At 61.6% G+C, this 19,636-nt stretch carries 31 protein-coding genes; all 31 read right to left on the bottom strand.

The window, feature by feature from the left end:
- Positions 1–36 precede the first annotated feature (36 nt).
- Positions 37–615 (bottom strand): hypothetical protein, encoded by a 579-nt coding sequence (locus MUY37_RS06330; RefSeq protein ID WP_499194510.1) that lies wholly within the window; start codon positions 613–615, stop codon positions 37–39.
- Positions 616–748: 133 nt separating this feature from the next.
- The gene (locus MUY37_RS06325) at positions 749–2,101 is read right to left on the bottom strand and encodes a serine hydrolase domain-containing protein (protein ID WP_499194509.1); all 1,353 of its coding nucleotides are present in this window, start codon (positions 2,099–2,101) and stop codon (positions 749–751) included.
- 90 nt (positions 2,102–2,191) lie between these two features.
- Positions 2,192–2,611 (bottom strand): 50S ribosomal protein L17, encoded by a 420-nt coding sequence (gene rplQ, locus MUY37_RS06320; protein ID WP_499194508.1) that lies wholly within the window; start codon positions 2,609–2,611, stop codon positions 2,192–2,194.
- A 91-nt stretch (positions 2,612–2,702) separates the two neighbouring features.
- Positions 2,703–3,758 carry a DNA-directed RNA polymerase subunit alpha gene (locus tag MUY37_RS06315; RefSeq protein ID WP_499194507.1) on the bottom strand — a complete coding sequence of 352 codons (1,056 nt, stop codon included), beginning with the start codon at positions 3,756–3,758 and terminating at the stop codon, positions 2,703–2,705.
- A 107-nt stretch (positions 3,759–3,865) separates the two neighbouring features.
- Positions 3,866–4,255, bottom strand: coding sequence for a 30S ribosomal protein S11 (gene rpsK / locus MUY37_RS06310; protein WP_006831904.1), 390 nt, complete (start codon positions 4,253–4,255; stop codon positions 3,866–3,868).
- A 56-nt stretch (positions 4,256–4,311) separates the two neighbouring features.
- Entirely contained in the window at positions 4,312–4,680 is a 369-nt protein-coding gene (gene rpsM, locus MUY37_RS06305) for a 30S ribosomal protein S13 (RefSeq protein WP_115417091.1), read from the bottom strand.
- Between the two features lie 331 nt (positions 4,681–5,011).
- Positions 5,012–5,653, bottom strand: a complete 642-nt coding sequence (locus MUY37_RS06300; RefSeq protein ID WP_499194506.1) for an SRPBCC family protein — start codon at positions 5,651–5,653, stop codon at positions 5,012–5,014.
- Positions 5,654–5,718: 65 nt separating this feature from the next.
- Complete coding sequence (locus MUY37_RS06295; protein ID WP_499194505.1) at positions 5,719–6,366, bottom strand: adenylate kinase; 648 nt, start codon at positions 6,364–6,366, stop codon at positions 5,719–5,721.
- 31 nt (positions 6,367–6,397) lie between these two features.
- The gene (gene secY / locus MUY37_RS06290; protein WP_499194504.1) at positions 6,398–7,762 is read right to left on the bottom strand and encodes a preprotein translocase subunit SecY; all 1,365 of its coding nucleotides are present in this window, start codon (positions 7,760–7,762) and stop codon (positions 6,398–6,400) included.
- Positions 7,763–7,867: 105 nt separating this feature from the next.
- Positions 7,868–8,392, bottom strand: a complete 525-nt coding sequence (gene rplO, locus MUY37_RS06285; protein WP_499194503.1) for a 50S ribosomal protein L15 — start codon at positions 8,390–8,392, stop codon at positions 7,868–7,870.
- Positions 8,393–8,593: 201 nt separating this feature from the next.
- Positions 8,594–8,779: a 50S ribosomal protein L30 gene (gene rpmD / locus MUY37_RS06280; protein ID WP_115417095.1), complete on the bottom strand. Its 186-nt coding sequence runs from the start codon at positions 8,777–8,779 to the stop codon at positions 8,594–8,596.
- A gap of 5 nt (positions 8,780–8,784) precedes the next feature.
- The gene (rpsE, locus tag MUY37_RS06275; RefSeq protein WP_234041428.1) at positions 8,785–9,612 is read right to left on the bottom strand and encodes a 30S ribosomal protein S5; all 828 of its coding nucleotides are present in this window, start codon (positions 9,610–9,612) and stop codon (positions 8,785–8,787) included.
- On the bottom strand, positions 9,612–9,956 hold the full coding sequence (gene rplR, locus MUY37_RS06270) for a 50S ribosomal protein L18 (protein WP_499194502.1): 345 nt from the start codon (positions 9,954–9,956) through the stop codon (positions 9,612–9,614). The genes rpsE and rplR overlap by 1 nt, the downstream gene beginning before the upstream one ends.
- 1 nt (position 9,957) lies before the next feature.
- Positions 9,958–10,491 (bottom strand): 50S ribosomal protein L6, encoded by a 534-nt coding sequence (rplF, locus tag MUY37_RS06265; protein WP_499194501.1) that lies wholly within the window; start codon positions 10,489–10,491, stop codon positions 9,958–9,960.
- Positions 10,491–10,886 carry a 30S ribosomal protein S8 gene (gene rpsH, locus MUY37_RS06260; protein ID WP_499194500.1) on the bottom strand — a complete coding sequence of 132 codons (396 nt, stop codon included), beginning with the start codon at positions 10,884–10,886 and terminating at the stop codon, positions 10,491–10,493. Before rpsH ends, rplF begins: the two co-directional genes overlap by 1 nt.
- An 11-nt stretch (positions 10,887–10,897) precedes the next feature.
- Positions 10,898–11,203 carry a 30S ribosomal protein S14 gene (rpsN, locus tag MUY37_RS06255; RefSeq protein WP_067690105.1) on the bottom strand — a complete coding sequence of 102 codons (306 nt, stop codon included), beginning with the start codon at positions 11,201–11,203 and terminating at the stop codon, positions 10,898–10,900.
- A 26-nt stretch (positions 11,204–11,229) separates the two neighbouring features.
- Positions 11,230–11,808 (bottom strand): 50S ribosomal protein L5, encoded by a 579-nt coding sequence (rplE, locus tag MUY37_RS06250; RefSeq protein ID WP_499194499.1) that lies wholly within the window; start codon positions 11,806–11,808, stop codon positions 11,230–11,232.
- Positions 11,801–12,121, bottom strand: coding sequence for a 50S ribosomal protein L24 (gene rplX, locus MUY37_RS06245; RefSeq protein WP_067690109.1), 321 nt, complete (start codon positions 12,119–12,121; stop codon positions 11,801–11,803). The genes rplE and rplX overlap by 8 nt, the downstream gene beginning before the upstream one ends.
- A complete protein-coding gene (rplN, locus tag MUY37_RS06240; protein WP_067464754.1) occupies positions 12,121–12,489 on the bottom strand; it encodes a 50S ribosomal protein L14 in 369 nt (122 codons plus the stop codon). Before rplN ends, rplX begins: the two co-directional genes overlap by 1 nt.
- A 65-nt stretch (positions 12,490–12,554) precedes the next feature.
- Positions 12,555–12,845 carry a 30S ribosomal protein S17 gene (gene rpsQ, locus MUY37_RS06235; RefSeq protein WP_219954185.1) on the bottom strand — a complete coding sequence of 97 codons (291 nt, stop codon included), beginning with the start codon at positions 12,843–12,845 and terminating at the stop codon, positions 12,555–12,557.
- 10 nt (positions 12,846–12,855) lie between these two features.
- The gene (rpmC, locus tag MUY37_RS06230; protein ID WP_067464826.1) at positions 12,856–13,065 is read right to left on the bottom strand and encodes a 50S ribosomal protein L29; all 210 of its coding nucleotides are present in this window, start codon (positions 13,063–13,065) and stop codon (positions 12,856–12,858) included.
- On the bottom strand, positions 13,065–13,499 hold the full coding sequence (rplP, locus tag MUY37_RS06225; protein WP_499194498.1) for a 50S ribosomal protein L16: 435 nt from the start codon (positions 13,497–13,499) through the stop codon (positions 13,065–13,067). Before rplP ends, rpmC begins: the two co-directional genes overlap by 1 nt.
- A gap of 21 nt (positions 13,500–13,520) precedes the next feature.
- On the bottom strand, positions 13,521–14,216 hold the full coding sequence (rpsC, locus tag MUY37_RS06220; RefSeq protein WP_115417102.1) for a 30S ribosomal protein S3: 696 nt from the start codon (positions 14,214–14,216) through the stop codon (positions 13,521–13,523).
- Position 14,217: 1 nt separating this feature from the next.
- A complete protein-coding gene (gene rplV, locus MUY37_RS06215) occupies positions 14,218–14,595 on the bottom strand; it encodes a 50S ribosomal protein L22 (protein ID WP_067690121.1) in 378 nt (125 codons plus the stop codon).
- On the bottom strand, positions 14,595–14,870 hold the full coding sequence (rpsS, locus tag MUY37_RS06210; protein WP_050599053.1) for a 30S ribosomal protein S19: 276 nt from the start codon (positions 14,868–14,870) through the stop codon (positions 14,595–14,597). The genes rplV and rpsS overlap by 1 nt, the downstream gene beginning before the upstream one ends.
- Before the next feature lie 6 nt (positions 14,871–14,876).
- Positions 14,877–15,713, bottom strand: a complete 837-nt coding sequence (rplB, locus tag MUY37_RS06205) for a 50S ribosomal protein L2 (protein ID WP_499194497.1) — start codon at positions 15,711–15,713, stop codon at positions 14,877–14,879.
- Positions 15,714–15,727: 14 nt separating this feature from the next.
- Positions 15,728–16,036, bottom strand: coding sequence for a 50S ribosomal protein L23 (locus MUY37_RS06200; RefSeq protein ID WP_115417104.1), 309 nt, complete (start codon positions 16,034–16,036; stop codon positions 15,728–15,730).
- On the bottom strand, positions 16,029–16,652 hold the full coding sequence (gene rplD, locus MUY37_RS06195) for a 50S ribosomal protein L4 (protein WP_219954189.1): 624 nt from the start codon (positions 16,650–16,652) through the stop codon (positions 16,029–16,031). The genes MUY37_RS06200 and rplD overlap by 8 nt, the downstream gene beginning before the upstream one ends.
- Positions 16,653–16,655: 3 nt before the next feature.
- Positions 16,656–17,516, bottom strand: coding sequence for a 50S ribosomal protein L3 (gene rplC, locus MUY37_RS06190; RefSeq protein WP_499194496.1), 861 nt, complete (start codon positions 17,514–17,516; stop codon positions 16,656–16,658).
- A 247-nt stretch (positions 17,517–17,763) separates the two neighbouring features.
- Positions 17,764–18,075, bottom strand: coding sequence for a 30S ribosomal protein S10 (gene rpsJ / locus MUY37_RS06185; RefSeq protein ID WP_006831877.1), 312 nt, complete (start codon positions 18,073–18,075; stop codon positions 17,764–17,766).
- Positions 18,076–18,388: 313 nt separating this feature from the next.
- Positions 18,389–19,564, bottom strand: a complete 1,176-nt coding sequence (gene tuf / locus MUY37_RS06180; RefSeq protein ID WP_499194495.1) for an elongation factor Tu — start codon at positions 19,562–19,564, stop codon at positions 18,389–18,391.
- Between the last annotated feature and the right edge of the window lie 72 nt (positions 19,565–19,636).

Here is a 19,636-nt window from a genome sequence, read left to right as displayed (position 1 = left end):
GCCTGAACCGCCCATGGTGCTCTGGTAATGCTGAACTTAGAGCCCTCGAATACCGCGGAAATCGACCCCGGCAACACGGCCGCGCTCGACATAGCAGGTGAATTTGCCGCGATCGCGGTCGCGATAACCACGGTCATAACGGCCCCGGCGATCGTAATTGCTGCGATAGTATCCACGCTCCCCTTCGACCACGATCCGACCCTTGACTCGCCAGCCATAGCGCGTGTCGTCTACATCGCGGATGTCCGTCACCTGGGCGTAGCGGTAGCCACTACGCCGCGCATCGCGCTGAGCGGCCCGGACGCAGCGATTGACCGCCTTGCGCGGATTTCCGCGGCGCGCATAGGCGTGGCGGCGGTAGTCACGGCCATCGCGATAATAGCGCCCGTCCCGGTAGTAGCGGCCACCGCGATAATAATCGCGATCCTTGCTGGCGGCACTTGCGATGGCGGCGATACCGCCGATGATAACGGCTCCGGCGATTACGTCGCCAACGGAAATACCGTCGCCGTCACGGTCGCCCGCATGGGCGGGGGTAGCTCCGGCCAGCGCCATCGCGCCGACAGCAGCCGTTGCGATCCCACCTTTCGCGAACGCTTTGGGAAACAGTTTCATCTCGAGGTCCTCCTCATCGAGGCCAGGGCGGGATTGCCTTGGCTGTGAGAAGCCTTCTAGGCGAGTCGCCGTGAGGTCACGCTGAACTTGGGCTACAGGAAGTATTCAGTTTAATGGGGACTTTTCTGAACACCTAATCCCCAAGGCTTTCAAGCACATCGCGCGTAAACCCGGCGATATCGAAGCGGTGCCCGGCGGGATCTTCGCCCCGCCGGACGATGACCGTATTCAGGCTCGGGACGATCACGATGAATTGCCCGCGATTCCCCATGGCCGCGAATGTGTCGGAAGGAACGCCCTCGGACTTGTTGAGCAGCCAGAATCCCGCTCCATAACCGAAAGCACCGTCGGGCTGGGGGCCGGAAGGGGACGAAACATATTCCGCCCAGCCTTCGGGCAGGACACGCTCACCCGACGGTAAAACCCCATCATCGAGATAAAGCTGGCCAAGCTTTGCCAAGTCGCGCGCGGTGGACCAGACCTGACTCGAAAGAATGTAATCGCCGCGCCAGTCGGTCTCCGCGACGGTATCGCGCATGTCCAACTGTGCGAAGAATTGCGCTGGCGGATGTTCCTCAAGCGCTTCCTCGATCGCCTTGATCGCGGCGAGCGTGTCGTTGTTGGCGTAGCGGAAGACTTGGCCCGGCTCATGGACCAGCGGCCAGTGCAGTGCCGTCTCCGCCACCGCCGAGCCGCCGTAATAGAGAGGATTGGTACGGTTGCCCGGCGTGTCCGAATAGCGCCCCGAAGCCATCCGCAGAAGATGATCGATCGTGATCCGTTTGCGCCGATCGTTCAAACCGAGGCCAAGCCCCGCCCGGTTCGCCACGTCGGCCTGCTCTCGCTGTACCGCGGCGCCGACAATGGTCGCGGCGATGCTTTTGGCGACCGACCAGGTACGCTGGGGTACTGCAGGCCCGAAATCGGTTGCATAGACCTCGCCCAGCACCTGCCCATTGCGCATCGCCAGCACGGCGGTCGTACGCGTGCCTTCCCCATAAGTGGGGTCAAACGCCTTGGCGAAACTTGCCGAAAGTGACTTGCCCGGGCCGAGAAGAGCTGCACGGTCACGCGGGAGCGCGGGGCGTTTAGTGACAATCGGCAAGGGAGCGCCGCCAATGGGGAGCTGCGAGCACCCTCTGCGCGAATTATGCACCGCCATGCGGGGGAGAGCGTCGTCGGTCCATTTCACCGAGACGCTCCGAAGCTCGCCAGAGCCATCGCGGTGGATCCGGTAGGGAAGGTCATCGATCATGCTGTCCAGCGGCGACTGGATGCCGGTTAGCTCCCATGCCTCGACGCTTTCGGGCGTCCGCGTCGCTCCGTTGCGTTCGGCATTGGCAATCGCGCTGCATAGAAACAGCGCCTTGTAACCTGCCGCGAGAGCACGGTCGTAACGCGCTGCGATTTCGTCTTGCGTGGTCGATTGCGCGGCGAGCGGGACGGAGGCGAGCAGCGCTGCGGCTGCCAAGGTATGTCTGATCATGATCGCCTTGTGGCACGGCTTCTCCCACGCGCAAAACAAAAGGGCCGGAAGGTCTCCCTCCCGGCCCCGCTTGTCTGGTTATGGTATAGCTTACGCTTCTTCCATGTCCTCATCGTTGATGACGGGACCCGAATCCTGGCCCTTGGCGTCTTCGTCGCGGTCGACCAGTTCGATAACGGCCATCTGGGCGGCGTCGCTGGCGCGATAACCGGCCTTGATCACGCGGGTATAGCCGCCTTCACGGTCGGCGTAGCGCTCGGCGAGGATGTCGAACAGCTTCTTGAGCTGCGTTTCGTCCTGCAGGCGGCTCTGCGCGAGGCGACGGTTCGACAGGCCGCCACGCTTGGCCAGCGTGATCAGCTTCTCGATATAGGGCCGCATTTCCTTCGCCTTGGGAAGCGTGGTCATGATCTGCTCGTGCTTGATCAGCGCGGCAGCCATGTTGCGGAACATCGCGTTGCGGTGGCCGGTCTTGCGCTGCAGCTTACGGCCGGAAATCTTGTGACGCATTGTAACTCTTCCTTCGTTCGTAAGGGGCCCGTTCTAGGTAGCCCGGTACGGGCCGGAATTTCGGGTCCGGCCCATTCCCGTATGCGAGGTCTTAACCCAGAAGTTCCTGTTCGAGCTTCTTGGCCATTTCCTCGATGTTCTCCGGCGGCCAGCCCGGGATGTCCATGCCGAGGCGCAGGCCCATCGACGAGAGCACTTCCTTGATCTCGTTGAGGCTCTTGCGGCCGAAGTTCGGCGTGCGGAGCATCTCGGCTTCGGTCTTCTGGACCAGGTCGCCGATATAGATGATGTTGTCGTTCTTGAGGCAGTTCGCCGAACGGACCGACAGTTCGAGCTCGTCCACCTTCTTGAGAAGATAACGGTTGAGCTGGTTGGTGTCGCTTTCCTGCGGCTCGGCGGCCTGGCCGATCATGGCCGAGGTCGGCTGCGGGATGCCGTCTTCGAAGTGGACGAACAGCGTAAGCTGATCCTGAAGGATGCGTGCGGCATAGGCCACGGCGTCCTCCGGGGTAACGGTGCCGTCGGTTTCCACGGTCAGCGAGAGCTTGTCGTAATCGAGCTCCTGTCCGACGCGGGCGTTCTCGACCTTGTAGCTCACCTGACGGACCGGCGAGTACAGGCTGTCGACCGGGATGAGACCGATCGGCGCATCGGCCGGGCGGTTCATGACGGCCGGGCGATAGCCCTTACCGGTGTCGGCGGTCAGCTCCATGTTGAGCGTCGCGCCTTCGTCGAGGTGGCAGATCACGAGATCCTTGTTCATCACCTCGATGTCGCCCGAAACGGCGATGTCACCAGCCTTCACTTCGCCCGGACCGGTAGCCGAAAGCTGCAGGCGCTTCATGCCTTCGCCTTCCATCTTCAGCGCGATCTGCTTCACGTTGAGCACGATGTCGGTCACATCTTCGCGCACACCGGCGAGGCTGCTGAATTCGTGAAGAACGTTTTCGATCTTGATCGACGTGATCGCGGCGCCCTGGAGCGAGCTCAGGAGCACGCGGCGCAGAGCGTTGCCGAGCGTCAGGCCGAAGCCCCGCTCGAGCGGTTCGGCCACGAAGGTCGCCTTGCGGGCCTTGTCGCCGGATTCCTTGATATCAAGGACATTGGGTTTCTTGAGTTCCTGCCAGTTCTTAATGTTGACGGACATAAAAATCCCCTGGTTCGGATGCGGGCAGGACCGGCGCTCTTCGTTAGAGCGTCCGGTCCGTGAGAGGGTGTCGGCGGCCCGCTAGCGAGCCGCCAGGCAGGTACGGATCAGACGCGGCGACGCTTGGAAGGACGGACCCCGTTATGCGGGATCGGCGTCACGTCGCGGATCGAAGTGATCGTGAAGCCGACTGCGGCGAGACCGCGCAGCGCGCTTTCACGGCCCGAGCCCGGACCTTTCACTTCGACTTCGAGAGTGCGCACGCCGTGTTCGGCAGCCTTGCGGCCCGCGTCATCGGCAGCAACCTGTGCGGCATAGGGAGTCGACTTGCGGCTACCCTTAAAGCCCATCATGCCGGCGCTGGACCAGCTGATCGCATTGCCCTGTGCATCGGTGATGGTGATCATCGTGTTGTTGAAGCTGGCATTGATATGCGCAACGCCGCTCGAAATGTTCTTTTTGTCGCGGCGCCTAACGCGGCCGGGTTCGCGTGCCATGGTGTATCTTCCTTACAGTCTATCAAGAAGGGAAAAGCTTACAGTCGAGCCGAAGCTTACTTCTTCTTGCCGGCGATCGGCTTGGCCTTGCCCTTGCGGGTACGGGCGTTGGTGTGGGTGCGCTGGCCGCGAACGGGCAGGCCGGCACGATGACGCAGGCCGCGATAGGAACGCAGGTCCATCAGACGCTTGATGTTCATCGCAGTGTCGCGGCGAAGGTCGCCCTCGACCATATGCTCTTCGTCGATCGTCTCGCGAATGCGCAGGATTTCCTCGTCGGACAGATCCTGAACGCGCGCTGCGTGATCGATGCCGAGCTTGTCGGCAATCTCGACGGCCTTGGTACGGCCGATACCGTGAATGTAGGTGAGCGCGATGATAACGCGCTTGTTGGTGGGGATGTTTACCCCGGCAATACGAGCCACTTACTTCTCCATGCTCCACAGGGGCCGATTTATCCGGCTTTCCCTATCTCATCGCTCAATTCATCCGCCGATGCGGCGCGCTGTCTAACGCAAAAAGCCCGGATGGCGTGCAAATGGCTGCCGCCTGCCGGACTCACCGCAATGTCGAATGAACCGCGCGCTTAGGAGGATTCGCTGGTCGCGTCAACCACCGAGCGCGCACAAGGCAACGAGACCGCCGATATGGGCGGCTCGCCAGATGATGTTACCCTTGTAGCGTTTCGTGTGGCTGGGGTCAAAGCCTCCGCACCGCCCCTTTAACGAAAAGCGCGAGCGTTACGTTCAACGCCGGTCATTCCGCCCCTTGAAGCGCATCGATCTGCGCTTCGATGCTGGGTTCCTCTTCGGGGTCCTTGACCGGCTCCGGTTCCGATCCCTCGCCCTCCAAAGCACCGAGATGATCGCGCAGCCCCGCAAGCTGCTGGCTCATCACGCCATCGACAGCCTTCGCGATGGTCTCGACATCGTAGCGCATATATCCGCCCACGACATATTCCCAACGAATACGCGTGCCGCCTTTGATTTCCTCGAGTGTCACCGTGAGGACCCCTGTTGCCGGTTCACCCTGTAGCGGCCCCAGGCCACCACGCATGCGCAAGTTCTTTAGCGGATAGGCCTGGATCACCGACATGTGCCCTGCACTCCCGTCCAGGGAAAAACCGTCTTCACGATCCTCGCCCGGGACACGCTCGCAAAAGCAGCCGCCCGCTTGCGGCGTAAGCGTCATGTTGGCGGCATCGCCCGACCATGTGTGGGCATCGTTCCACCAGTCACCCGGCTTGATCAGCGCCAGCCAGGTTTCCAGCGGCGTCGCGGCCACTTCGGCAACGTCCTGTGTAACAAAGCCGTTGTCGCTCGTGTCGGCTACCTTCGCGGAAAGCGGGGCGGCAGCCACCATTGCGGCTAATGCAAAAACGGTGGCGGGACGACGCATAAGACCTCTCTCCATTGACGGACAGAGGTCCTAGGCCAAGCCGGAACGCATTGAAAGTGGCAGGATCAGCCCGCCAGGATCGCGTCGATTGCGTGAGTGACGTCTTCGATCGAGGCCATGCCGTCGACCCGCGTCACGATATTGCGCGCCTCATAGCCCGGCAGAATCGGCGCGGTCTTGCCACGGTATTCCTGCATACGGGTGCGGACGGTTTCTTCATTGTCGTCCGGACGGCGCTTGAACTCGGTCGAGCCGCACTTGTCGCAGACGCCTTCTTGCTTGGGCTGCTTGAAGACATCGTGATAGCCCTCGCCGCACTTGGCGCAGGTAAACCGCCCGGTGATACGCTCGACCAGCGCATCTTCGTCCACTTCGAGCTCGATCACATGATCGAGCTGGCGGCCATGCTTGGCGAGGATTTCGTCGAGCTGATCGGCCTGCGCGGCGGTACGCGGATATCCATCGAAGATCGCGCCCACTTCGGGTCCCATGTCGGACAGTTTGGCATCGATCATGGCCGACACGATCTCGTCCGAGACCAGACCGCCCGAATCCATGATGCCAGCGACCTTGCGACCCAGTTCTGTATCGGCCTTGCGCGTCTCGCGAAGCATGTCGCCGGTCGAAAGCTGACGCATGCCATGGTGCTCGACCAATCGCTGCGCCTGTGTTCCCTTGCCGGCGCCCGGAGGGCCGAGGAGGATAATGTCCATAGCGTAAAGTCCCCTTCGCGCCTGCTGTGCCTTAACGCACGCGCCCCTTCAACTTCGCCTTTTTGATGAGATCGCCATACTGGTGCGCCAGCAAATGCGATTGTATCTGACTGATGGTATCCACCGTCACATTCACCACGATGAGAAGGCTGGTCCCGCCGAGAAATAGCGGCACGCCGGTCTGCGCGATCATGTATTCGGGCACGACGCAGACGATCGTCAGATAGATCGCGCCGATTACGGTGATGCGTGTCAGCACGTAATCCAGATATTCCTCGGTGCGCTTGCCCGGGCGGATACCGGGAATGAAGCCGCCGTTCTTCTTGAGGTTCTCGGCGGTTTCTTCCGGATTGAAGACGATCGCCGTGTAGAAGAAACAGAAAAAGATGATGCCCAGCGCATACAGCGCCATATAGAGCGGCTGGCCATGCTGCAGATACTGCAGAGTGGTTTGCAGCACCCCGCCCGCGGCAGTGTCGGTATCGACCGTATTCCCGGCGAACTGAGTGATCGTCAGCGGCAGCAGCAGCAAAGAGCTGGCAAAGATCGGCGGGATAACGCCGGCAGTGTTGAGCTTGAGCGGCAGGTGCGAGCGATCCGCCTGCATCATGCCGCGCTGCGTCGCACGCTTGGGATACTGGATCAGCAGACGGCGCTGCGCACGCTCCATGAAGCAGATCACGAGGATCAGGATCACCACCATGGCGATAAGGCCGACGATGATGCCCGTCGCGATCGAGCCCTCCGAATAGCCCGAACCCAGGTTCGAGACGAAAGTGGGGAACTGGGCCACGATGCCCGCCATGATGATCAGCGAGACGCCGTTGCCGATACCCCGGCTGGTGATCTGCTCGCCGAGCCACAGCAGGAACATCGTGCCGCCGACGAGACTGATGACCGCGCCGACGCGGAACATAACGCCCGGATCGACCACCGCCTGCATCCCGCTCTGCGCCCCGAAGCTTTCCAGCCCCGACGCCAGGAACCAGCCCTGGATCGCGCACAGGAACACCGTGCCATAGCGTGTGTACTGATTGAGTTTCTGCCGTCCGACGGTGCCCTCTTTCTTGAGCGCGGCCAGAGTCGGATGGAGAGCCGCAGCAAGCTGCACGACGATCGAGGCGGTGATGTAAGGCATGACGCCGAGCGCGATGAGGCTCATCCGCTCCAGGCTGCCGCCCGAAAATGTGTTGAACATGTCCAGGATGCCGCCGCGCGTCTGATCGTAGAGGTCGCTCAGGATCAGCGGGTTCACACCCGGGAGCGGAACGAAGCTCAGGAAGCGGAAGACGATCAGGGCACCGATAGTGAACCAGATACGGTTCTTCAGCTCGGTGGCCTTGGAGAAATTTGCGAGGCTCATATTGCTCGCGATATTGTCGGCGCGTGATGCCATGGGAATCTGTTCAATCCTGAATTGGCGCCGGTCCCTCCCGGCACAGGAAGGCTAGATAGGAAACGGGGAGCGGAATGTCGAACCCCGCTCCCCGAATTTTCCCGCTTACTTTGCCTTCGCAGCCTTGTTGGCTTCGGCGCGAGCAGCCTTCTTTTCGTGCTCGGGCTTGTCGGCAGCGATCACTTCGACCTTGCCGCCTGCCTTTTCGACCGCCTCGATGGCGCCCTTGGAGGCACCGGCGACCTTGAAGCTGACCTTGGCCTTGATCTCACCCTTGCCGAGGAGACGAACACCATCCTTGCCACCACGGGCAAGGCCAGCAGCCTTCAGCGCTTCGTGGTCGACAACCTTCTTGCCGTCGAGCTTCTTGGCGTCGATGAACTTCTGGACCATGCCGATGTTCACTTCCGCGTAGTCCTTGCCGAACGGATTGTTGAAGCCACGCTTCGGCAGACGCATGTGCAGCGGCATCTGGCCGCCCTCGAAGCCCTTGATCGCCACGCCCGAGCGGCTCTTCTGGCCCTTCTGGCCACGGCCACCGGTCTTGCCCTTGCCCGAGCCGATGCCACGACCGATGCGGATGCGGTTCTTGCGTGCGCCGGAATTGTCGCGGATATCATTCAGTTTCATAGTGCACTCGCTTTCGCTTTCTAACGCCCCATAACGGGGTTCGCGCTGTTGGGAAGTGGGCGCCGATAATCGGTTTACCCACGCTTGTCGACCCCGAATCCGGAGCGCTGGTAAACTCTCTGCCGAAACAACATACCGAAAGAAAAGGCCGGGCTACGCTGCTGCGTGGCCCGGCCTTTGCTCTTCTATGGCAACGGTCGCTTAGTCGACCACGGTCACCAGATGCGGGATCTTCGCGATCGCGCCGCGCACCTCGGGGGTGTCCTGGCGCTCTACGATCTTGTGCATCTTGTCGAGGCCCAGGCCGACCAGGATTTTCTTCTGGCTTTCCGGGCGACGGATCGGCGAGCCGATCTGCTTGATCTTGATGGTTTTAGCTTTGGCCATCTCGATTACTCCGCGATTGCTGCGGCGTCGGCTTCAGCCTCTGCCTCCGAAGCGCCACCACGGCCAAGCAGGTCGGCGACCTTCTTGCCGCGACGCTGAGCTACCGACTTCGGCGAAGTCTGGTTGGTCAGCGCATCGAAAGTGGCGCGGATCATGTTGTAGGGGTTCGAAGTGCCGACCGACTTGGTCACCACGTCGGCAACGCCGAGGCTCTCGAACACGGCACGCATCGGACCACCGGCGATGATGCCGGTACCCGGAGGCGCAGTGCGAACGGTAACCTTGCCGGCACCGAAATGCCCCTTGCCGTCGTGATGGAGGGTGCGGCCCTCCTTCAGTGCGACGCGGATCATTTTCTTGCGCGCAGCGGCGGTCGCCTTGCTGATCGCTTCGGGAACTTCACGGGCCTTGCCCTTGCCGAAGCCGACGCGGCCCTGGCCGTCACCGACAACCACGAGTGCAGCGAAACCGAAGCGCTTACCGCCCTTCACCGTCTTGCTGACGCGATTGATGTGGACGAGCTTCTCGATGATGCCGTCGTCTTCTTCCTCACGGCGGTTGCCGCGACGATTGTCACGGCCGCCACGACCGCGTCCGCGATCGTTGCCACCGCGGCCACCACGGCCACGACCTTCGCGCTGCTGCGGCTGCCCTTCGGCACCCTGAGCCGGGCTTTGGTTGGCAGCAGCTTCCGAAGGAGTATCGGCTACTGCCGGCTCTTCCTTGGTCACGGCTGCTTCGGTCTCGGCCTTCGCCTCGGTCGCCTCAACCTTGGTCTCCTCGACCTTGGTTTCCGCTTCGGTGTTTTCGGTTTTCTTGTCGTCAGCCATCATCAGAACTCCAGCCCACCTTCGCGAGCGGCGTCGGCCAGCGCCTTGACGCGGCCATGGAATAGGAAGCCACCGCGATCGAACACGACGGTGGTCACGCCGGCCTTCTTGGCAGCAGCGGCGATGTCGCCACCGACCTTCTTGGCGGCTTCGACATTGGCGCCTGAGCCCTTGGCACCGAGCGTCGAGGCGGCGGCGACGGTCTTGCCGGCCGCATCATCGATGATCTGTGCGTAGATGTGCTTCCCGGTGCGGTGCACCGAGAGGCGGGGCTTACCGCCCGCAACGCTGCGAAGCGCGGTGCGGACCCGGCGACGGCGACGTTCAAAGAGAGAGAGCTTTGCCATCTTACTTCTTCTTCCCTTCCTTGCGGAAGATATACTCGCCGCGGTACTTGATGCCCTTGCCCTTATAGGGTTCGGGCTTGCGCCACTTGCGGACGTTAGCCGCAAACTGGCCCACGGCCTGCTTGTCGATACCGCTGATCTCGACGGTCGTCTGGTCGGGCGTCTTCACCTCGATCCCTTCCGGAACGTCGAGGTCGACGTCATGCGAGAAGCCGAGCTGAAGCTTGAGCTTCTTGCCCTGCGCCTGTGCACGATAACCGACACCGCTGATCTCGAGGACCTTGGTGAAGCCTTCGGTCACACCCTCGACCAGGTTCGAAACCATGGTGCGCTGCATGCCCCAATGGTTGCGGGCAGCGCGGGTATCGTTGGCCGGCTTGACCGAAATCTCGCCGTCTTCCAGCTTGTATTCGATCAGGTCAGACAGGCCCATGGTCAGGGTGCCCTTGGGGCCCTTAACGCTGAGCGTGCCGTTGTCGATATTGGCGGTGACGCCGCTAGGGATCGCCACCGGCTTCTTGCCGATGCGGCTCATCAGAACACCTCCGCCAGCACTTCGCCGCCGACGTTTTCGGTACGCGCTTCGACATCCGAAAGCACACCCTTGGGCGTCGAGACGATGGTGATGCCGAGGCCGTTGCGCACAACCGGAAGTTCCTTCGAACCCGAATAGACGCGGCGGCCCGGCTTGGAGACGCGAGCGACATGCTTGATCGCAGGTTCGCCCTCGAAATATTTCAGTTCGATCCGCAGCGCGGGGTGCTTGCCCGAAGCGTCTTCGCTGTAGCCACGGATGTAGCCTTCGCGCTGAAGCACTTCGAGAACGTTTGCACGCAGCTTGCTGGCGGGCGACAAGACACTGTCCTTCTTCGCGCGCTGGCCGTTGCGGATGCGGGTGAGCATATCACCCAGGGGATCGGTCATAGCCATCTGTCTTTACCTCACCAGCTCGACTTGGTCAGGCCCGGAATCAGGCCCTTATTGCCGAGGTCGCGCAGTTCGATGCGGTTGAGACCGAACTTGCGGTAATAGCCGCGGGGGCGGCCGGTGGTGGAGCAGCGGTTGCGCACCCGGGTCGGGTTCGCATTGCGCGGCAGTTCCGCCATCTTGAGGCGCGCGATGAGACGCTCGCTCTCGTCGAGGCTTTCGTCGTTCGCGATAGCCTTAAGCTTCGCGTACTTGTCCGCATACTGCTTGACGAGCTTCTTGCGACGCTCGTTCTTGTTGATCGAACTCAGTTTCGCCATTGGACTTAAGTTCCTCTATTAGCGGCTCACGCCGCCTCCTTCTCTTCCGACTCTTCAGCCGGGAACGGGAAACCGAACAGGCGGAGCAGTTCGCGCGCCTCTTCGTCGGTCTTCGCCGTCGTGGTTACGATGATGTCCATCCCGCGGACCTTGTCGATCTGGTCGTAGCTGATCTCGGGAAAGATGATCTGTTCCTTCAGGCCCATGGCGTAATTGCCACGGCCGTCAAACGACTTCGGATTGAGGCCACGGAAGTCGCGGATGCGCGGCATGGCCACGGTCACGAGACGATCCATGAACTCGTACATGCGCTCGCGGCGCAGGGTGACCTTGCAACCGATCGGCATGCCTTCACGCAGCTTGAACTGCGCGATCGACTTCTTGGCCTTGGTGATAACCGGCTTCTGTCCGGCGATCAGAGCCATTTCCTCGGCGGCCGTCTGAACCTTCTTCTTGTCCTGGCTGGCTTCACCGACGCCCATGTTGAGCGTGATCTTTTCCAGCTTCGGAACTTCGAGACGGTTCTTGTAGCCGAACTTCTCGGTCATCGCCTTGACGATCTGCTCGTCATAGCGCTGCTTCATGCGAGGGGTATAATCAGCCATCGATGGTCTCCCCGGATTTCACGGCAACGCGCACCTTCTTGCCGTCCTTTTCTTCGAAACGGACGCGGGTGGGCTTGCCATCCTTCGGATCTGCCAGAGCAACCTTGCTGATGGCCATCGGCGCCTCGAAGCGGTCGATACCACCCTGCGGGTTCTGCTGGGTCGGCTTGCGGTGACGCGCGGCGACATTGACGCCTTCGACGACGATCTTGCCGTCCTTGGGCATGACTTTCGCCACGGTTCCGGTCTTGCCCTTGTCCTTACCGGACAGGACGACGACGCTGTCACCTTTCTTGATCTTAGCGGCGGCCATTACAGCACCTCCGGAGCAAGCGAGATGATCTTCATGAAGCCGCGACCACGCAATTCGCGCACGACCGGTCCGAAGATACGGGTGCCGATCGGCTCTTCGCTCTTGTTCACGAGCACCGCGGCGTTGCTGTCGAAGCGGATGACGCTGCCATCGGGGCGGCGAACATCCTTCTTCGTGCGCACGATGACAGCGCGATGGACATCGCCCTTCTTCACCTTGGTGCGCGGCTGGGCTTCCTTGACGGAAACCACGATCACGTCGCCCACGGAGGCAGTCCGGCGCTTCGAGCCGCCCAGTACCTTGATGCACTGGACGCGCTTGGCGCCGCTGTTGTCCGCGACGTCGAGATTGGATTGCATCTGGATCATCGATCCGGTTCCTTCTCAATGGCTTGCCGGGACCGATGCCCGGCAGTTCCTACGTCTAATTGGCTTCAGTTACCTGCGGCTTCGACGTCGAGGTCGGCCTCGACAGCCTGCGTGCCGCCTGCGGTAACGCGATCGATCACCTGCCAGGTCTTGGTCTTGGAGATCGGCTTGGTTTCTTCGATACGCACGACGTCGCCGAGCGTGAACTCGTTCTTTTCGTCATGGGCATGGTACTTCTTCGAACGGCGGATGATCTTCCCGTAGAGGGGATGCTTCACCTTACGCTCGACGAGCACGGTAACGGTCTTGTCGGTCTTGTCGGAGGTGACGGTCCCGATCAAAATACGCTTGGGCATGGTCTACTCCTTAAGCCTTCGCCTCAGCCGAGCGCGAACGCTCGCTCTGCAGCGTCTTGATCTTGGCGATCGTGCGGCGGACTTCACGGATGCGGGCCGGAGCCTCGAGCTGGTTCGTCGCCGCCTGGAAGCGGAGGTTGAACTGCTCGCGCTTCAGCGTGGTCAGCTCTTCGGCCAGCTGGTCGTCCGACTTCTGGCGCAGGTCTTCGGTCTTGGCCATTATTCGCCTCCCAGATGGGCAGTGTCGCCCAGGCGGGCAACGACCTTGGTCTTGATCGGCAGCTTCATCGCTGCGCGTTGGAACGCTTCGGCAGCCAGCGGGCCGGCGACGCCGTCGAGTTCGAACAGAATGCGGCCCGGCTTCACGCGGGCGGCCCAGTATTCGACCGAACCTTTGCCCTTACCCTGACGGACTTCGGCAGGCTTCTTCGACACCGGCACATCGGGGAACACGCGGATCCAGAGGCGACCCTGACGCTTGATGTGGCGGGTGATCGCACGACGCGCAGCTTCGATCTGGCGCGCAGTGATCCGTTCGGGTTCGAGTGCCTTCAGGCCGTAGGAGCCGAAGTTCAAGGTCGTGCCGCCCTTGGCGTCGCCCTTGATCTTGCCCTTGAAGGCCTTGCGGTACTTGGTTTTCTTCGGTTGCAGCATGGTTCTTTCCTAATCCTGCAATCAGCGCGCCGGACGGACGCCCGAGGTCTGGGCTTCCATCATGAGACGATCCTGGGCGGTCGGGTCGTGCGCCATGATCTCACCCTTGAAGATCCAGCACTTGATGCCGATGATCCCGTAGGCGGTCAGCGCTTCGGCTTCCGCATAGTCGACATTGGCGCGCAGCGTGTGCAGCGGCACACGGCCTTCGCGATACCATTCCACGCGGGCGATTTCCGCACCGCCGAGACGGCCGCCGCAGACAATCTTGATACCTTCCGCGCCAAGGCGGAGGGCCGATTGCACGGCGCGCTTCATCGCGCGACGGAACGCAACGCGGCGGATCAACTGGTCGGCGATGCCCTGGGCGACGAGCTTGGCGTCGATTTCCGGCTTGCGGATTTCGACGATGTTCAGCTTCACTTCGCTTTCGGTCATCTTCGACAGCTTCGCGCGCAGCTTTTCGATGTCCGCGCCCTTTTTGCCGATGATCACACCGGGACGGGCCGCATAGATCGAAATGCGGCACAGCTTGGCCGGACGCTCGATCACCACCTTCGAGATCGCTGCCTGCGGCAGGTTCTCGACGATGTGCTTGCGGATTTCGATGTCTTCGCTGAGCAGCTTGGCATAGTCACGCCCTTCGGCGTACCAGCGGCTGTCCCAGGTGCGGTTGATCTGCAGGCGCAGACCGATCGGATTGCTCTTCTGGCCCATCTTACGCCTCTTCCTGCTCGCGGACGACGATACGAAGGCGGCTGAACGGCTTCAGGATGCGCGTCGACTTACCGCGGCCACGAGTGTGGAACCGCTTCATGGTGATCGACTTGCCCACCGAAGCCTCGGCAACGACCAGCGCGTCGACATCGAGGTTGTGGTTGTTTTCCGCATTGGCGATTGCCGATGCGAGAACCTTCGTGGCGTCCTTGGCCATCGCCTTCTTCGAGAAAGCGAGGATGTTGAGCGCCTCTTCGGCCTTCTTGCCGCGGATCAGCTCGGCCACGAGGTTGAGCTTCTGCGCCGAACCACGGATCGTGGTTCCGACGGCGAGCGCCTCGTTGTCGGCAACGCGACGGGGTGCTTTCTGCTTGCTCATCAGCGCTTACCCTTCTTGTCGGCAGCATGGCCCGGGAAGGTGCGCGTGGGCGCGAATTCACCGAGCTTGTGGCCGACCATCTCTTCCGAAACGGAGACCGGGATGAACTTGTGACCGTTGTAGACGTTGAACGTCAGACCAACGAACTGCGGCAGGATGGTGGAACGGCGCGACCAGGTCTTGATCGGCTTGGAGCCACCAGCGTCCTGAGCGGTCTCGGCCTTCTTCAGAAGGCTGAGCTCGACGAACGGACCTTTCCAGACGGAACGAGCCATGTCGGATTACCTCTTCTTCTTCGCGTGGCGCGAACGGATGATGAACTTGTCCGTCTGCTTGTTCTTGCGGGTACGGGCGCCCTTGGTCGGCTTGCCCCACGGAGTGACCGGGTGACGGCCACCGCTTGTGCGGCCTTCACCACCACCATGCGGGTGGTCGACCGGGTTCTTGGCGACACCGCGGGTCAGCGGCTTGATGCCCATCCAGCGACGACGCCCGGCCTTGCCCAGGTTCTGGTTCTGGTTGTCCGGGTTCGACACGGCGCCGACGGTGCCCATGCAGTTGGCGCGCAGGTAACGCTGCTCACCGCTGTTGAGACGCACGATAACCATGCCGCGGTCACGGCCGACCAACTGGACGTAGGAACCTGCGGCGCGGGCGATCTGACCGCCCTTGCCCGGCTTCATTTCCACATTGTGGCAGATCGTGCCGACCGGCATCTGGCCGAGCAGCATGGCGTTGCCAGGCTTGGTGTCGGCCTTCTCGGCAGCGATGACCTTGTCGCCGACAGCCAGACGCTGCGGAGCGAGGATGTAGGCCAGTTCGCCATCGTCGTACTTGACCAGCGCGATGAACGCGGTGCGGTTCGGGTCATACTCGAGCCGTTCGACAGTGCCTTCGACGTCCCACTTGCGACGCTTGAAGTCGACATAGCGGTACTTCTGCTTGTGGCCGCCAGCCATGCCGCGCGACGTGACGTGACCCTTGTTGTTACGGCCACCGGTCTTGCGCTTGCCTTCGACGAGCGACTTGACCGGCTTGCCCTTGTACAGGCCCGACTTGTCGACGAGGATCAGGCCGCGACGGCCCGGGCTCGTAGGTTTGTAGTTCTTGAGTGCCATTATTCTCTAGCCCCTCAGATACCGCTGGTGACGTCGATGGAATCGCCGTCCTTCAGGGTGACGATGGCCTTCTTCATGTCCACACGCTTGTAGGGCTTGCCCTTCCAGCGCTTGGTCTTGCCCTTCGTCACGATGGTGTTCACGCCCGTCACATTGACGCCGAAGATCGCCTCGACCGCTTCCTTGATCTGCGGCTTGGTGGCATCGTTGGCGACCTTGAAGACGACGGCGTTGTGTTCCGACGCCAGCGTGGCCTTCTCGGTGATGTGCGGTGCGAGCACGACGTCGTAGTGACGCGCTTCCACTTCCTGCTTCTTAGCCATTGAAACGGGCCTCCAGCTTTTCGACCGCGTCCTTAGTCAGGACCAGCGTGTCGTGCTTCAGGATGTCGTAGACGTTGGCACCCATGGCCGGCAGTACATTGACGCCGGGCAGGTTGCGGGCAGCCTTGCTGAAACCGTCATTGACGCTTTCGCCGTCGATCACGAGGACCTTGCCGTTCCAGCCAGCCTTGTCGAAGTGACCCTTGAGCGCCTTGGTCTTGGCGTCCTTGAGTTCGAGGCTATCGACAACAACGAGGCCGTCCTTTGCCTTGCTCGACAGAGCCATTTTGAGACCGAGAGCACGGACCTTCTTGTTCAGCGACTGCTCGAAGTCACGCTTGCGCGCACCATGAGCCTTGCCGCCGCCGATGAAGATCGGAGCGCCGCGATCGCCGTGGCGAGCCGTGCCGCCGCCCTTCTGGCGACCCCACTTCTTGCCGGTGCGGGCAACGTCCGAACGCTCGCGCGTCGGGCGGGCAGTGCCGCGGCGGTTTTCGAGCTGCCAGGTGACAACCCGGTGCAGGATATCGGCACGCGGCTCGAGACCGAACACGTCATCGTTCAACTCGATGTCGCCCGACGCCTTGCCGTCGATTTTCTGGACCTTCACCTTCACGGATCAGCCCTCCTTGTTCTCGTCCGAGCCGGTGTCGGCTGCGGGCGTATCGGTGGTGGTTTCAGCACCGGCTTCCTGTTCCTTCAGCAGCTTTTCCTGCTGTTCGGCGGAAATTTCCGTGCCGACTTCGTGCTCGGCCGCGCTCTCGACCAGACCGGGATCAGCCTCTTCGGTCTTGAACTCGTCTTCGTTGCGACGCATCACGCCGGGGAACGGCAGATCGATGTGGTCGATCTTGACCGCATCCTTGACCAGAAGCCAGCCATTCTTCGAACCCGGGACCGACCCCTTGACGAAGAGCAGGCCGCGATCGGCGTCGGTGCGCACGATTTCGAGGTTCTGCTGCGTGCGCTGACGATCACCCATGTGACCGGCCATTTTCTTGCCCTTGAACACGCGGCCCGGATCCTGACGGTTACCGGTCGAACCATGCGAGCGGTGCGAGATCGAAACGCCGTGAGTGGCGCGCAGACCGCCGAAACCCCAACGCTTCATGGCGCCGGCAAAGCCTTTACCCTGCGTGTGGCCGGTGATGTCCACCTTCTGGCCGGCAATGAAGTGCTCGGCCGAAATGCGGGCACCGACCGGAAGCAGAGCCTCCTCGGTGTCGACGCGGAATTCGGCGACCTTCATCTTCAGCGGAACCTCGGCCTTGGCGAAGGCTTCGCGCTGCGGCTTGTTGACATTCTTCTGCTTGGCCTCGCCCGAACCGACCTGCACCGCGAAATAACCATCGCGATCTTCGGTGCGGTGAGCAGTGACCTGGCAGTTTTCCAGCGCGAGAACGGTGACCGGCACGTGCCGACCGTCCTCCTGGAAGAGGCGGGTCATCCCGACTTTCTTTGCGATAACGCCAGTGCGCATCGTAAAACTCCTAAAACAGAGGCACCCCGGCCCATCCGAGGTGCTTGCCAGCCCGTTTTGTGATGCATCGCCCCGTCCGGGCTGAGTGCCGCCGTAGCATTTAAGCCTTGGCAGCGAGACGGGGGACGCAGACCCGGATCAGATCCGGCGGTATCCCGATGTCTTGCCTGATCTTGCGATCCGGCGGGGCTATCGAGCGCCCCTTAACTTCCGGCCGGTTTAGGGTCCTGCCGGGGACCGGGCCGAATTAAGCGAGCTTAATTTCGACGTTCACGCCAGCAGCGAGGTCGAGCTTCATCAGCGCATCGACGGTCTGGGCGTTGGGCTGCACGATGTCGAGCAGCCGCTTGTAGGTGCGCACCTCGAACTGCTCGCGCGACTTCTTGTCGATGTGCGGGCCGCGGTTCACGGTGAACTTCTCGATACGCGTCGGCATGGGAATGGGGCCACGAATAAGAGCACCCGTACGACGCGCGGTGTCTGCGATTTCGCCAGTCGCCTGGTCGAGAACGCGATGGTCGAACGCCTTGAGGCGAATGCGGATATTCTGAGCTTCCATTACCTACACCGATGCGAAAGAGCCAAAGGAGCGTGAGCCCCTCAAAAAACAAAGGCCAGCCCCACGTTGCGGTTTCCCGTCAGTGGGCGGCCCTACTGAAATTGTGTGTCGAGGACGAATCCCCGTCTGTTGGCGCGCATATACGGGTCTACCCCGTATCTGACAACCCCCGAATTCCGTCCAATTTTGCCAGACGGGACGGGAAGCGACAAACCGTGCTCCGGCACGGTTCGTATGCCCTCACTAAAAGGCGAAGACCCGCCCCTCGTTCCCGAGGAGCGGGCCAACGATTTGATGCGCTTTCGCGCGAAGATTACTTGGTGATCTTCGCGACGACGCCGGAGCCGACGGTACGGCCGCCTTCGCGGATTGCGAAGCGCAGACCTTCGTCCATGGCGATCGGTGCGATCAGCTTGACGTTGATCGTCACGTTGTCGCCCGGCATCACCATTTCGGTGCCTTCGGGAAGGATCACTTCGCCGGTCACGTCGGTGGTGCGGAAGTAGAACTGCGGACGGTAGTTCGCGAAGAACGGCGTGTGACGGCCGCCTTCGTCCTTCGACAGGACGTAGACTTCAGCGCTGAACTCGGTGTGCGGCGTAACCGAACCCGGCTTCGCGAGAACCTGGCCACGCTCGACTTCGTCACGGCCAACACCGCGGATCAGGGCACCGATGTTGTCGCCGGCTTCACCACGATCGAGCAGCTTGCGGAACATTTCCACGCCGGTCACGGTCGTCTTCGTGGTGTCCTTGATGCCGACGATTTCGACTTCGTCGCCAACGTTCACGACGCCGGTTTCCACACGGCCGGTAACAACCGTGCCGCGACCCGAGATCGAGAACACGTCTTCGATCGGCATCAGGAAGTCCTTGTCGACCGGACGGTCGGGGGTCGGAATGTAGGTGTCGATGGCTTCCATCAGTTCCTTGATGGAGTTTTCACCGATTTCCGGATCACGGCCTTCGAGAGCGGCCAGCGCCGAACCCTTGATGATCGGAATATCGTCGCCGTCGAAGCCGTATTCGGTGAGCAGTTCGCGAACTTCGAGTTCGACGAGTTCGAGGAGCTCTTCGTCGTCGACCTGGTCGACCTTGTTCATGTACACGACCAGCTTGGGCACGCCGACCTGGCGCGAAAGCAGGATGTGCTCGCGGGTCTGCGGCATCGGGCCGTCAGCTGCGTTCACGACCAGGATGGCGCCGTCCATCTGGGCTGCACCGGTGATCATGTTCTTCACGTAGTCGGCGTGACCCGGGCAGTCGACGTGCGCATAGTGGCGGTTGTCGGTTTCATACTCAACGTGTGCAGTCGAGATGGTGATGCCGCGCTCGCGCTCTTCGGGAGCCTTGTCGATGTTTGCGAAATCGACGGCCGAACCCTGGACCTTGGTGATCGCCGCGGTCAGCGTGGTCTTGCCATGGTCGACGTGACCGATGGTGCCAACGTTGACGTGCGGCTTGTTACGCTCGAACTTTTCCTTCGCCATTTTTAAATAACCTCTGTCTCAAAATTTGGGATTTCTGCGGGGAGGAAACGGCGCCCGCGGAATCAGGCGCCG

Source organism: Qipengyuania sp. ABI-127-1, assembly GCA_022953095.1.
In the GTDB taxonomy this organism is placed as follows: Bacteria; Pseudomonadota; Alphaproteobacteria; order Sphingomonadales; family Sphingomonadaceae; genus Qipengyuania.
Note: the sequence above shows the minus strand (reverse complement) of the source record. Positions and strands in the feature narration are given on the sequence as shown.